This is a genomic window from Faecalibacillus sp., from assembly GCF_047023275.1.
Taxonomy (GTDB): domain Bacteria; phylum Bacillota_I; class Bacilli_A; order Erysipelotrichales; family Coprobacillaceae; genus Faecalibacillus.
The window spans coordinates 45,185-59,633 of record NZ_JBKYAR010000009.1 but is presented as its reverse complement, the minus strand read 5'-3'; the positions used below and the strand labels follow the sequence as shown (position 1 = coordinate 59,633).

13 protein-coding genes are annotated in these 14,449 nt (G+C 26.0%); 12 read left to right on the top strand and 1 reads right to left on the bottom strand.

The features are described from left to right. The first annotated feature begins 42 nt into the window (after positions 1–42). The 8 genes from ACLVEP_RS04505 (at position 43) to ACLVEP_RS04470 (ending at position 10,922) form a co-directional block, all read left to right on the top strand. Positions 43–2,421: a hypothetical protein gene (locus ACLVEP_RS04505; RefSeq protein ID WP_412583126.1), complete on the top strand. Its 2,379-nt coding sequence runs from the start codon at positions 43–45 to the stop codon at positions 2,419–2,421. Positions 2,422–2,527: 106 nt separating this feature from the next. Further along, a complete protein-coding gene (locus tag ACLVEP_RS04500) occupies positions 2,528–2,704 on the top strand; it encodes a hypothetical protein (RefSeq protein WP_412583124.1) in 177 nt (58 codons plus the stop codon). A gap of 10 nt (positions 2,705–2,714) precedes the next feature. After that, entirely contained in the window at positions 2,715–5,813 is a 3,099-nt protein-coding gene (locus ACLVEP_RS04495; RefSeq protein WP_412583123.1) for a S16 family serine protease, read from the top strand. A 53-nt stretch (positions 5,814–5,866) separates the two neighbouring features. Beyond that, a complete protein-coding gene (locus ACLVEP_RS04490; RefSeq protein ID WP_412583121.1) occupies positions 5,867–6,817 on the top strand; it encodes a protein phosphatase 2C domain-containing protein in 951 nt (316 codons plus the stop codon). 70 nt (positions 6,818–6,887) lie between these two features. Further along, positions 6,888–7,826, top strand: a complete 939-nt coding sequence (locus ACLVEP_RS04485) for a transglutaminase domain-containing protein (RefSeq protein WP_412583120.1) — start codon at positions 6,888–6,890, stop codon at positions 7,824–7,826. 242 nt (positions 7,827–8,068) lie between these two features. Next, complete coding sequence (locus ACLVEP_RS04480; protein ID WP_412583118.1) at positions 8,069–8,671, top strand: 4Fe-4S binding protein; 603 nt, start codon at positions 8,069–8,071, stop codon at positions 8,669–8,671. Next, complete coding sequence (locus ACLVEP_RS04475; protein WP_412583116.1) at positions 8,665–10,185, top strand: glycine betaine ABC transporter substrate-binding protein; 1,521 nt, start codon at positions 8,665–8,667, stop codon at positions 10,183–10,185. The genes ACLVEP_RS04480 and ACLVEP_RS04475 overlap by 7 nt, the downstream gene beginning before the upstream one ends. 2 nt (positions 10,186–10,187) lie before the next feature. Beyond that, a complete protein-coding gene (locus ACLVEP_RS04470; protein ID WP_412583114.1) occupies positions 10,188–10,922 on the top strand; it encodes an ATP-binding cassette domain-containing protein in 735 nt (244 codons plus the stop codon). Here ACLVEP_RS04470 and ACLVEP_RS04465 read toward each other — a convergent pair. Then, on the bottom strand, positions 10,913–11,242 hold the full coding sequence (locus tag ACLVEP_RS04465) for a winged helix-turn-helix transcriptional regulator (protein WP_118470743.1): 330 nt from the start codon (positions 11,240–11,242) through the stop codon (positions 10,913–10,915). The genes ACLVEP_RS04470 and ACLVEP_RS04465 overlap by 10 nt on opposite strands. A gap of 80 nt (positions 11,243–11,322) precedes the next feature. On the opposite strand from ACLVEP_RS04465, the gene ACLVEP_RS04460 reads away from it, so the two are divergent. The 4 genes from ACLVEP_RS04460 (at position 11,323) to ACLVEP_RS04445 (ending at position 14,317) form a co-directional block, all read left to right on the top strand. After that, positions 11,323–11,916 carry a 4Fe-4S binding protein gene (locus ACLVEP_RS04460; RefSeq protein WP_412583112.1) on the top strand — a complete coding sequence of 198 codons (594 nt, stop codon included), beginning with the start codon at positions 11,323–11,325 and terminating at the stop codon, positions 11,914–11,916. Continuing rightward, entirely contained in the window at positions 11,917–12,690 is a 774-nt protein-coding gene (locus tag ACLVEP_RS04455; RefSeq protein WP_412583110.1) for a protein-ADP-ribose hydrolase, read from the top strand. Further along, positions 12,671–13,501 carry an SIR2 family NAD-dependent protein deacylase gene (locus tag ACLVEP_RS04450; protein WP_412583108.1) on the top strand — a complete coding sequence of 277 codons (831 nt, stop codon included), beginning with the start codon at positions 12,671–12,673 and terminating at the stop codon, positions 13,499–13,501. The genes ACLVEP_RS04455 and ACLVEP_RS04450 overlap by 20 nt, the downstream gene beginning before the upstream one ends. A gap of 447 nt (positions 13,502–13,948) precedes the next feature. Continuing rightward, a complete protein-coding gene (locus ACLVEP_RS04445; RefSeq protein WP_412583106.1) occupies positions 13,949–14,317 on the top strand; it encodes a hypothetical protein in 369 nt (122 codons plus the stop codon). The last annotated feature ends 132 nt before the right edge of the window (positions 14,318–14,449 follow it).

The following is a 14,449-nucleotide window of genomic DNA, read 5'->3' as shown; positions in this document are numbered from 1 at the left end:
TATTATAAAATTATAAATAATAAAATATTGGGAGGTGTTTGAATGAGACTATGTTTAGGTACAGTTATTAAACTCATATATCTTTGTGGAAGAGAAAAAGTATCAACGTATAAAACTATTGGTGAAAAATTATTTCCTGATTATGATGCAATTTCAGAACCTTTAATAGATAAGTGGAAAAAATGTGATCGAGAATTAAATTCACAATATTGTAGAAGTGTTATTGATACTGATCTTGATGAGAATATAAAGTATTTTATAAAAATAGCTAATGAAGTATTGGATTATGTACTAGATCCTAAAAAAGTTAATAGTTTTATTGTATCTTTATTAAACATAATTAAAGAAGATGAAACATTAGATGAAACATATATTGGTTATGATAAAGAAAATAAAAAAGAAAAAATAATTAGAGAACAACATATAGAATCAGTTAGCTTTTTATCTAATATTATTTATTATATTCATACAACCCGTAATAATAGATCAGGTAAAGAATATATAAATAAAGTAAACGAAAACTATATAACAAACGCTATTAAAGATAATTTAGATGTTAACATAAGTAATAATCATTTAACGAGTAATATCAAAAAGAATATAGTAGATTACAAACATCCTTTTACTTATAATAGTAATTCAACAAAATTTAGTGGCTATAATAATGAACTATTAATTTTAAATAAATTTGTAAATAGTAATCAATCTAATATTAGATGGTTATCACTATCAGGACCAGGAGGGTCTGGTAAGAGTCGATTAGCTTATGAATTTAGTAATTCACTTGATAAAAATAAATGGGATATTTTTACTTTAAATAGAGATACGGGAATTAGTTTTAATACTTTGTTAAATATTATTAATATTACTTATAAGAATGTATTTATTTTAGTAGATATTGAAATATCGGATATGGAATCTTTAGCTAAATGGATGTCTTATCAATATTCTAAAAGATTAAATATTGATATATGTATTTTAATTTGTCAAAGAACGACTAAATATACATTGAATAATGAAATGTCTTCATGGTATTCAAGTATTCATGAATATAATGAAATAGTCCAATCATTTGAATATGATGAAGAAATAATGCTAGAACCATTAAATAATAATAACTTAGAAGATATATTTGTTTCATATATTCAAACAATGTATCCAGATTATCCGATAAATGACAATTTAAAAAAAGAAGCTTTAAAGAAATTAAAAGAGATAGATCCTAATAATTTAAGACCACTATATTTATTATTTATAGCTGATGCATTAGCTAATAATATAGAAGGAATAAATAATGAAGATTCATTATTAAATTATGCTTTTTTAAGAGAAAGAAATTATATCAGAACTATTATTAAGGATGCTTTTGGATGTGATTATTTACATAATAAACAATTATATGATTCTATAGAAGAAGCAATAGCTAAAAATTCATCAAATGTATTTGATGGTGATTATGATGAATTTCATTGTTTTGAATTAGCAAATATGTCAGAGGAAAGATTTAAATCTATTTGTGATTTGTATGGACTTACGATAAATGGAAAAATTAAACCAATACAACCTGATTTATTAGCTGAATATTTTTATATAAGATACGGTGATAGATTTGCAGGTGGAGATATATTCTTTAACCAGTCATTCTGGTTGCCAGTGTTTAGAGATTTTAATTATTTACTTACTACTAAATATCGATATGTACTGAAACATTTATTTCCAGATGGTCTGCCTTTAGGTTTATATTACATGGAAGGAATATATGAAGCGTATTGTACGACTAATAGCGATGATGAGCGTTTAAGATTATTAGAACTGGCAGAAAATTATAAAGAAGACTTTAAAGAATGGGCAGGCAATGATCCTATCATTCAAACAACACTTAATGGGTTTTATTTTTTTCACGGGGGAACTATAGAGAATATATTATGTATTATGAAAAATAATATTATTTATGAAGATTTAATACCTGATTTAACATTACCTGCTAAAAGATATTGTATGTTTGATTCATTTCAAAATGAATGTGCAAGATGTTTATATATGGAGTTATTTGTAAAATCTGATGATGAAACTAATGTTTTATCATTAATTGATAAATTAAATGAATTTACTAAGTTATATGAAGATAACAAAGGAAGAGATAATGCAGTGGCAAGTTATTATGCTAAAGGATTGGTTCTAACGATAGAATATTTCTTTAAAAATGGTTATGAATATGAAGATAAACTAGTTAGACAAATAGCTAAAATAGTACTAACCCAACTTAAAAGTATGTATCAAACACATAATGATAAAGATATATTAAAAGAATATATATATGTACTTGCTGTATTATTTAATTATGATCGACATGAGTTTTATAAGAAAAAAGAAGATATATTAATAGAGATAGAAGAAATGAAAAAAGAATATAACAGTTAAATCCACAATATTGTGGATTTTTTCTTTGTCAAAAACTAGTCAAAGTTTAGGCAAATACATTTTATGTAATAAAAGCTATAGTAAAGACAAGGAAGGAGGAGAAACAATGAAAAATGATATTAAACAATTATTACTAGAAATTAGTAAATTAGATAAAAAAAATAAACCAATAAATAGATCTCATAATTCACTAGACTGGTTAGAAAATTTAACTTTTGAAGATGTATGTGATAAAGAATTGTTCGTTCCTTTTGAAGAAATAAAAATAAGTTTAGACAAATAGGAGGTAAATTATGAAATTAGAAGAATCTATCTACGAAGCAAAAAATAACGCGGATATTTTACAAAATCATATAAATCATTTTGCTAAAAAAGAGCCTTTTTTAGCAGGGAATTTTGGAAAAAACAATCAATTTGAAAATGATTTATTTATATATGAATCTAAAGGTCCTAAAGATATTATTAAAGATCTTGTTGAAATTGAAGGAGAATTTAAAGGATTTTCGCAAGATAAAATATTATTAATAACGAATAATGATACAGATATGATTTGTATGCTAAACAAAGAACCTGTTTATAGTAAATCTATAAAGGAAAATAAAGTGATATATAAAGAAAATATTTATATGATTGCTATAAAAGCTAAAGAGTATCCAATATATATTCCAGTAGTAGTACTTAGAAGCAATGAAAAAGATATCTTTAATAATATTAACAATATGTATGGAAAAATATTAGCTATTAAAGATTTTTATGCATTAGATAAAGCTAAACGTAGCTTTATATTAGAACAAGTCAAAGCTAATAAACATCAAAAACAGATTGTTGATAATGCGATTACATTTAAAAATAAACATGAACAAATGTTAAGATATGCGTTAACTAAAGAGTGTTATCCAATTGAAACCCAAAGTGCAATTGAAACTATGTTTAATGATACAAATGCTTCAAAACATAAGGTAGAACAAAGATTAGATTACATATTCAAAATAAATCCAACATCAACTAATGAATCTATAATTAGTAGTAAAGAATTTATAACTACTTTAGATAAATACTTATATAAAATGAATACTACTAAAAAGTTAGTAAAAGATATCTTTATATCCAGACAATACGCTAAAAGTAAAGGCTGTAAACTATTATTTGTCGGACCTCCAGGAGTTGGAAAGACATCATTAATGCAAGCAATAAGTAAGGCTGCTAATCTTCCTTATGAATGTATTCCATTAAATGGATTAAGTACCCCATTTGAATTGGAAGGATTAGATCCAGGATATGATAGTAGTGATGCAGGTGTAATTACTAAAGCATTTGCATCAAAGAGAACAACAAATATGATTATTAACTTTGATGAATTTGACAAAATGAATCGTCATTCTAAAGAAGGTGATCCTATGAATGTCTTTTTAAGATTATTTTTAGGAAATCATTATGATAAATTTTTACAATGTACTATAAAAACAGATAATACCATATTTATTGCTACAGCTAATAGTACAGATGATATTCCAGAAGTTATATTGAATAGATTTGATTCAATTATTTATTTTGAAAACTATAGTGATGAAGACAAAATAGAAATAGCTAAACAATACATTATTCCAAAATTAATAAATAATTATAATTTGAAATCTTTAAATATCAAATTTGAAGATAAAGCAATCAAGCATATCATTACAAACTATTGTCAAGATGAGGGAGCTAGAGACTTAAAACATAATTTAAAAAATATAATTATTAATGTCATAGCATCTTCTATATATGATATAACAGTAGATTGTAGTTATGTAGATAAAGTACTAAATTTAATAGTTACAGAAACGCCAGCATTAGTCTTCAATCGAAATAAAGAATGTTATAGTAAACCATTACAGGATGAGATAAAGAAATGTATATTAGTATCTAAAAAAGATAATTCATCTTATAGTGATCACTATAAAAAAGATAAAACAATTGAAAAGTTAGATTATTTATTAGCTTGTAGAAAAGAAAAATATACATTTATTGATGAATTTAATCCTAATAATATTAAAGATATATTACATAAAAATATATTTGGTATGGACAAAGTAATAAACGAAATGATCAATTTCTATTATATTGAATATCTTAATGGAATTAGACTTAATAGTAATTTGGCATTAATTGGTACGTATGGTGTAGGTAAAAGTAGTGTTATTAAATATTTAGCAAAAGCTATGAATTATAAATATACAAAAATATCTTTAAATGGAATCAATGATGTTAAAGAACTAAAAGGTTCACCTTTATCATATGCTGGAAGTTCACCAGGAAGAATTATGAAAGCAATAAAGGATGCAGGTACTACTAGATTAATAATTCAATTAGATGAGTTAGATAAACTAAAAAAAGAATATGCAGGAATAATATTAGAATTATTAGATCATGAATTTAATGATAGTTTTATAAATGTTCCAATTGATTTATCTCAAGTAATCTTTATAGCAACATTAAACGATTGGAACAATATACCATTAGTAATTAAAGATCGTTTTATTCCTTTATATATTGAAGGATATAGTAGAGATGATAAACTAAAGATCTTATCTAATTATATTATTCCTGAAATAGAAAATAGTTATTGTATAAAGATCAATATGAATAATGAATTACAAAAATATTTATTAAAAGAATATTGTGTTTCTATTGGTATACGTGATGTAAAAAAAGCAATGCAAAGAATATGTTCTAGTAAGTTAGTAAAGATAAATAATGCGAAAATAAAAGAAATCGATATTAGTCAAGAAGACATAGATCAGTATTTAGATAAAAAAATAAATAATGAAAATTTTTTAAATTATGCTATTCCTGGAGTATCTAAAGCATTAGCTGTAAGTGGAAATACTGGAAGTTGTTTTCCTATTGAAACAGTATTACTAGAAGGCAATGGAAAGGTAGAAATAACTGGATTACCAAAAGATTCAGCTATAGAATCAGTAAAAATAGCTTTAACCAATGTAAAAAAACTATATCCAAAATTATTGTTAAATAAAGATATTCATGTGCATTTTGGACAAGGCGCAATAGTAAAAGATGGTCCTTCCGCAGGAGTTGCTTTATTTATGTCAATACTATCTGCAACGATAAATAAACCTTTAATGAATAATAAACCAAATGATATAGGATATACAGGAGAAATAAGTCTTACTGGAGGTGTCTTTCCTGTAGGCGGATTAACATCAAAAATTCAAGCAGCAATAGATTCAGGATGTACTAAAGTATTTATCCCACAAGAAAATTATAACTTATTAGATAAAAATAAACTTAACAAATATGAGTGTTCAATTATTCCTGTCAGCCATTTAAGTCAGATAATAAATGAAATATATCCCGAATTAAAACTAGGGGTTTGTATGCTTAATATTTAACAAAGTAATAGAAAGAAGTAAATTAACAATTGAATATATAGGAGAAATAAAATATGATATTAAATTATAAAGTTTGTATGCAAGGAACATATCATCAGCAACGTAATATTGTTTTACAGGATGCTTATTATATGAAAGAGAAGGATGGAATAATATTTACTGCTGTTGCTGATGGTTTAGGTTTTGAAATTCATAGTGATATAGCTAGTAAAGTAGCTACAAATTATGTTGTTAACTATTTATACAATAATTATAAAAATAATATGTCTGATGTTGAAGTTTTAGCTTTACTAAAACAAGCATATATTAAATCATATATGCAAGTAGTTAAAGTTGCTAGAAGAAATAACCATGATATTGAACAATATGACTGTACGTTATGTACAGCTATTTATGATGGTGATAATTTATTTTTTGGTCAATCAGGTGATTCAGGATTAATAGTTGGTTTATATGATGGCAGCTATGATATGGTTACTACTCAACAAAGAGATGAAGGTGGAAATGTAGTTTCTCTATGTTTTGGTAGCGAATATTGGGAGTTTTCTAAAGTAAGTAATGTAGCTGCTTTTATACTTTTAACTGAAGGTTTACTTGAACAATTTGTGCCACCGATTTTAGCTGAAGAACAAGTAAAGTTGAATATTAATTTTGTAGATATGTTTTTAAATCATTATGATTTAAACAAACAAGAAATTAAGCAATTTGAAAAACAATTTAATTTATATCTAAATGATTATTCTTCTAAACGATGTAATGATGATAAAACATTACTTTGTTTTATTAATACTTCTTGTAATGTTTTAAGAAAAGAAGAGACATATTATAAACCTATTGATTGGAAGTTTATTCAAGAAAAATTATCTAAATATATAAAATATAAATATTTTATTGATGGTATAGAAGTTAAAATGCCTGATAAACCATTTGATTTTACAGATAAATTTAAAGATATAACAAAGGAAATATTAAAAAATATTGATGATGAAGAAATAGAATTTTAGGATGAGTAATTATGGAAGTATACACTTTATTGTTAGACAATAATTTTAGAATACCAAAAGGAGAATTATTATGATTTATGAGTATTATTATGAAATGATGGAAGATATTGAGCGTAATATATATAGATCTATGTATCAAGGCTTTATAAATCATCAAGTAATTATTGAGATACCTGACTATGATGAAGATAGAATATATGATATTTTTGAATTCATCACATATGATCATCCTGAAATCTATTATATTAAAACAATCGAGTTTATTATTTCTTTAAATGGATATTGGATAGAACCAATATATAGATTTTCTGAAAAAAGAATTAATATAATAAATGACGCAATTGAAAGAGAAGTGTCTAAAATATTAGCTAAGTGCTATAGACATACAGCTATAGCTAAGGAACAAATAATTCATGATTATTTGGTAAATAAGGTAACATATAAAGATTTAGATGCTCCTTATAGCCATGAAATGGCAGGAGTATTCTTATTTGGAATAGGTGTATGCGAGGGAATTAGTAAAGCATTTAAATACTTATGTGATCGATTAAATATTAAATCTGGGTTTGTTATTGGAAGATTAGATAATAAACCAGATGAATATCATGCTTGGAATGTTATTTATATTGAAAGTGTTTGGTATAATATAGATGTTACTTTTGATCTTAATTTAAGTATACATGATTATAGATATGATTATTTCAATTTATGTGACATTGAATTAAATGATAGAAAATCATTATTTAATGTTCATAAGTGTAATAAATGTTTTGATTATTATAAGCGTATAAATAGGTATGCTGGTAATTCAAGAGAATTAGTTAATATTATTAAGAATAATAATGATCAGATAATTACTATTCAGTTACCGATAATTAAAGAGGATAGAGAAAAGATAATCGAATATCTTATGAAAATTGTTTTTAAAAATAGTAAAAAAGATAGAAAAATAGATGTAAGAATTAATCCTAATTTTGATCGTGGTGTATATACGATAGTGATAGATTAATATTTTATAGTATATAAAAAATATTAAAGGGAATGTTACGAATCATTTAAGATTGTAACATTTTTTCTTTCCTAACTAAAAAATATGTATCTTCTATAAAATGCTTAAAAAAACTTTTTATAATTGAAAATAACTTTAAATACTACTATTGGTTACCAAATGGTAACTATACCACAATATTGTGCGTACTTTTTTTTATTAGAAATGAAATTATAATGAAAAACGAAAAAGGAGGCACAACAATGAATGTTTCAACTTGTTTAAATATTTTAAGAGAAATCAAAGATGTTGCTTTTGCAACCGTTGATGAAAAGAATCAACCACAAGTAAGAATTATAGATGTGATGTTGGTTGAAGATAATAAATTATATTTTTGTACAGCAAGAGGAAAAGATTTTTATAAACAATTAAAAAATCATCCATATGTTGCAATTACAGGAATGAATGAAGAGTACCAAATGGTTCGTTTAAATGGACCTGTTAAACGATTAGAAAATCAAAAATATTGGATAGATCGTATTTTTAAACATAATTTATCAATGAATAATGTTTATCCAAATGAGAGTCGTTATATTTTAGAAGCCTTTTGTCTTGAAGAAGGTGAACTAGAATTCTTTGATTTAGGGAAAGAACCTATTTATAGAGAAAGTTTTGCAATGAATAAAGAGATAAAACCTAAAGGTTTTATCATTAGTAATCAATGTATTCAATGTGGCTTATGTCAAAAGAATTGTCCACAACAATGTATTTCAAATTATCAAATTCAACAAGAACATTGTTTACATTGTGGATTATGTTATGAAAAATGTCCTGTACAAGCAATAGAAAGGAGAAAATCATGTTAGAAATAGTTCAATTATTTATTCAAAGAAAAGAATTCTTTATAAATCTTTTATATCAACATTTACAAATTTCTTTTATAAGTATTGTTTTAGCTATTTTAATAGGAGGTTTAATTGGAATATTCATGAGTGAGTATAAAAAAATCTCAAAACCATTCATGAGTATTATCAATTTTGTTTATACTATTCCCTCTATTTCAATGTTAGGATTTTTAATTCCCCTTTCGGGAGTTGGAAATACAACAGCTATTATTGCACTTGTCATCTATGCTCTTTTACCAATGGTAAAAAATACCTATACCGGAATGGAACAAGTCGATAAAAAGATGATTGAAGCAGCGACAGGTTTAGGAAGTACACGTTTTCAAGTTTTGTGGAAAATAAAGTTTCCTTTAGCTCTTCCAGTAATTATGGCAGGAATTAGAAGTATGGCTATTATGACGATTGCTCTTGCAGGAATTGCTTCTTTTATTGGTGCAGGAGGTTTAGGGGTAGCCATCTATCGAGGAATTACAACGAATAATACAGCAATGACACTAGTAGGAAGTTTACTTATTGCTTTGCTTGCATTAATTGTAGATGGTCTGTTTGCAATCGTTGAAAAAAGGATTCAACATCATTCAAAAAAAATCAATAAAAAAGCAATCATTTTAATTGTTTTAATAATTTCTATTTTTGCAGGTCTTTTAGTAAAACCTCAAAAAGAAACAATTAAAATTGCAACAAAACCAATGACAGAACAATATATATTAGGTGAAATGTTAGATATTTATATCGAACAAGAAACTGATTTAAATGTAGAAGTTACACAAGGTGTTGGTGGTGGAACTTCTAATATTGAACCTGCTATTGAAAAAGGTGAATTTGATCTTTATCCCGAATATACTGGAACTGGATGGAATGCTGTTTTAAAGAAAAAAGGAACATATTTTGAAAGTCAATTTGATGAACTTCAAAAAGAGTATCAAAAAAGAAATCTACAATGGTGTGGTATGTATGGTTTTAATAATACATATGGTTTAGCTATTAGAAAAGAAATTGCTGAAAAGTATGATATTAAAACTTATTCTGATTTAAGTGCTATTGCAAGTCAATTAACATTTGGTGCAGAGTATGATTTTTTTGAAAGAGAAGATGGTTATGATGCTTTATGTAAAACATATAATTATCAATTTAAAGCAACAATGGATATGGACATTGGTTTAAAATATCAAGCAATTAATCAAGGTCAAGTTGATGTGATGACAATCTTTACGACAGATGGACAACTTTCTAATGATCAAATTGTTGTTTTAGAAGATGATCAACATTTTTATCCTTCTTATTTATGTGGAAATGTTGTAAGAAGTGAAGTTTTAAAAGATCATCCTGAATTAAAGAAGGTTTTGAATCAATTAGCTTATAAAATAGATGATTTACAAATGGCAAAGATGAATGATTTAGTAGAAAGTCAAGGAAAAGAACCAAGAGAAGTTGCGAGAAATTATTTGAAAGAAATAAATTTATTGAAGGAGTAAGTATGGAAGCTATTATTGAATTAAAAGATATAAAAAAAGCATATGGACAAACAGAAGTATTAAATCATTTTAATTTATCTATAGATCAAGGTGAATTTATAACAATTATTGGAACATCAGGTAGTGGTAAAACAACGGTATTAAAAATGATCAACGGTTTAATTCAACCTACAAGTGGACATGTTAAAGTTCATGGACAAGATATCCAAGAACAAGATCTTATTCAATTAAGAAGACATATGGGATATGTGATACAAGGAAGTGTACTTTTTCCTCATTTAACAGTGAAACAAAATATAGCCTATGTTTTACAATTAGAAAAGAAAACAAAAAATATGGATCAAATCGTAGATCAATGGTTAGAAACAGTACAATTAGATTCAAGATTTAAAGATAAATATCCCCATACTCTTTCAGGTGGTCAACAACAAAGAGTAGGTATTGCTAGAGCCTTAGCGAATCAACCAGATATTTTATTAATGGATGAACCATTTGGAGCTGTTGATGAAATTACTAGAAGACAATTACAAGATGAACTCTTAAAAATATATCAACAAAAAAAGATCACAATATTATTTGTGACTCATGATATTCAAGAAGCTTTAAAATTAGGAACAAAAGTGTTAATTATGGATCAAGGTCAAATTCAACAATTTGATACTCCTGAAAATATTTTTAAGAATCCAGCTAATGACTTTGTAAAAAAACTCGTTTCTAAAAACGAGTCTTATTCTTGATAATAATTTTCTTTATAATTTTCTCCCCAAGTAGACATCGCATCTAAAATAGGTTTTAAACTGTAACCAAGTTCCGTTAAAGAATATTCAACACGAGGGGGAACTTCAGGATAAACAGTACGTGTTAATAAACCACTTTGTTCCATTTGTCTAAGTTGGGCTGTTAAAACCTTTTGGCTAACGTGACCAATTGATTTCTTCAATTCACCAAAACGTTTAGTACCAGGAAGAAGATCTCTTAAAATCAAGACTTTCCATTTATCACTAATAAGGGTTAAGGTTGTTTCAACTGGGCAAGCAGGTAATTGTTGTTTTTCCATTTTTATCTCCTTTAGTATCTAAAAGATACTTAGTATATTATATATACTATTATAAATAAAAGAAAAGAGGTATGCAAGAGATGAACTATTTAAAGATGTTAGTGGATGAATTTCATTCAACAGTTGTTGCTACATTAGATCAACAAGGATATCCACAAACAAGAGCTATTGATATGATGCTCTATGATAAAGAAGGTGTGTATTTTCTAACGGCTAAAGGGAAAACTTTTTATCAACAACTTATTCAACAAAATTATATGTCATTAACTGCTTTAAAAGATAAAAGAGCAATTTCTTTAAAAGGAAAAGTTAAATGTATACATCATACGTATTTAGATGAAATCTTTCTAAAAAATACTTATATGCAAAAAATTTATCCTGAAAATACAAGAGATATATTAGAAGTCTTTTGTTTATATGAAGCAACAGGTGAATATTTTGATATTACTGATCCTAGTAGTATTATTAAAGAAACATTTACAATTGGAAGTATTGAAAAAGAAACAGGATATTTTATTAATGATACATGTATTGGATGTTTAAAATGTTTAGATGTTTGTCCACAAAAATGTATTCATGTTGATCAAAAAGTAAAAATTGATCAAAGACATTGTTTAAGTTGTGGAAGATGTCTAGAAATATGTCCTGTTCGTGCGATAGAAAGGGGAATTTAGATGAACCAAGAAGAAAGAAGAAAATATTTGATTCAAGAATTACTTGATGAAAGAGAAGAATATCGTCATATTGAAATTCCTCAAAATGAAAGTTCACAAAAACTTTTATTGAGGGATTTGATGAATGTTCGAGAACCTAAAAAAATAAAAAGTGAGTTTTATCATATTCAAGATGCGTATTTACAAACAGAGCTTAAAGAAAAAGGGATTGTAGATATTCATGATTTAAAACCTATCCAAGAAGGTATTTATTTGTGGCAAGGCGATATTACAACTTTAAAATGTGATGCAATCGTCAACGCTGCTAATAGTCAAATGACAGGATGCTATATTCCTCATCATCGTTGTATTGATAACTGTATCCATACTTATGCTGGAATGCAACTTAGATATGCTTGTTATCAAATAATGGAAAAACAAGGAAAACAAGAAGCAACAGGAAAAGCTAAAATAACTAAAGCTTATAATTTACCAAGTCGTTATATCTTACATACAGTAGGTCCGATTATTTATTCTACTGTAACCAAAAAAGATGAAGAATTACTGTCATCATGTTACCGTAGTTGTTTAGAACTTGCAGATGCATATCATTTAGAAAGTATTGCTTTTTGTTGTATTTCGACAGGTGAATTTCATTTTCCTAAAGAATTTGCAACAAAGATTGCTATCAAAACAGTTAAAGAGTATTTAAAAAATGAAACAAGTATAAAGAAGGTGATTTTTAATGTTTTCAAAGACGAAGATCGAGACATCTATGAAAGATATTTACGCTAAAATACAAGAAGCGGATGCTATTGTTATTGGAGCAGGTGCAGGACTTTCTACGGCTGCTGGATATGAATATGCAGGAGAAAGATTTAATAAGTATTTTAGTGATTTTGAAGAAAAATATGGAATTCATGATATGTATTCAGGAGGTTTTTATCCTTATGATACTTTAGAAGAATATTGGGCTTGGTGGTCAAGACAAGTTTATTACAATCGATATGTAGATCATTTAGATTTATATCAAAAACTCTTTCAACTTGTTAAAGATAAAGATTATTTTGTTTTAACAACTAATGTGGATCATTGTTTTCAAAAAGCAAATTTTGATAAACAAAGAGTATTTTATACACAAGGAGATTATGGCTTATTTCAATGTTCATCTCCTTGTCATCAAGAAACATATGATAATGAAGAACTTATTAAAAAGATGATTGAACAACAAAAGGATATGAAAATTCCTATATCTTTAATTCCTTATTGTCCTCATTGTGGAAAACCAATGACAATGAATTTAAGATGTGATGATACTTTTGTTGAAGATGAAGGATGGCATCAAGCTTATCTTAGATATCAAGATTTTATCAGAAGACATCAAGATTTAAAAATTGTTTATCTTGAATTAGGTGTAGGACAAAATACACCAGGTATTATTAAATATCCATTTTTTAGATTTGTTGAAAGAAATAAAAATGCAACTTATATTTGTATTAATAAAGATGCTTATTGTCCTCAATCCATTGAAAAAAGAGCATATTGTATAAGTGAAGATATAAAGAATGTTGTTGATGATTTATTAAAAATTAAATTGGAAAAATAGTATATTTATACAGCTTTTAATCATACTTTTAATATCTCGTCATAATCCAATCAAATCAACTGACGTGATTTGATTGGATTGATAAAATATATTAAAAGGGGCTGATACTATGCATTTTCAAGAAAGTGACGCAGTAGAATTGAAAGATCATCTTCAAAAAGATAGTCACGATAATCAACAACACCTAATTCCTTTTTAACAAGGTTTTCCATTTTTTTGTTTTTGAAATTTTTAATTCATTATTTTTAATAATTACATATCTATAGTATTTCAACATAAAAATATATCCTCATGGTCTTTGATACCTAGAGGATATATTTATTTCTATTTGATTTTAAGTACTTTTTTATTTATTGTCCTTGACATGGGGTCCACTTTATAAAAACATCATCTTTTTTAGAATTTATTATTAATTAATGATAAACCCTAATAAAGGGAGTGATAATTATGTTAGAAAATCCTAAATTATTCTTAATACTTATATTTTCTTTATTAGGTAGTATTTTTTTAATGATAGGAATTGGTATAAGAATGAATTATAAAAAGAAAGTAAAGTATTGTAATATTCATACATTAGCTAAAGTAATTGATAATATAAGAGAAAGAATGCAAAGTGATGATAGTTTTTCTTATTCCTATTTTCCGGTAATTCAATTTTATGATCATGGAGATGAAATTAAACAAAAACTCTCTATTGGTTATGGTAAAGAACTACCTATAGGGAGTTCTTTAGAAATTATGTATGAGGAAAATAATCCTAAACATATATTGATTTTAGAAAATGATCCGCAAAAAAGCTATATATCATTTTTATAATTGCGGGTATTGCTTCATTAATAGCGGATTTAATAATATGTATTCTTTAAAGACTTACGAGATGATTTCGTAGGTTTTTTTATTGGAAACTTTTTTGGACTATCCGTCCATTGAAGAGGGTAGGAGAGATAG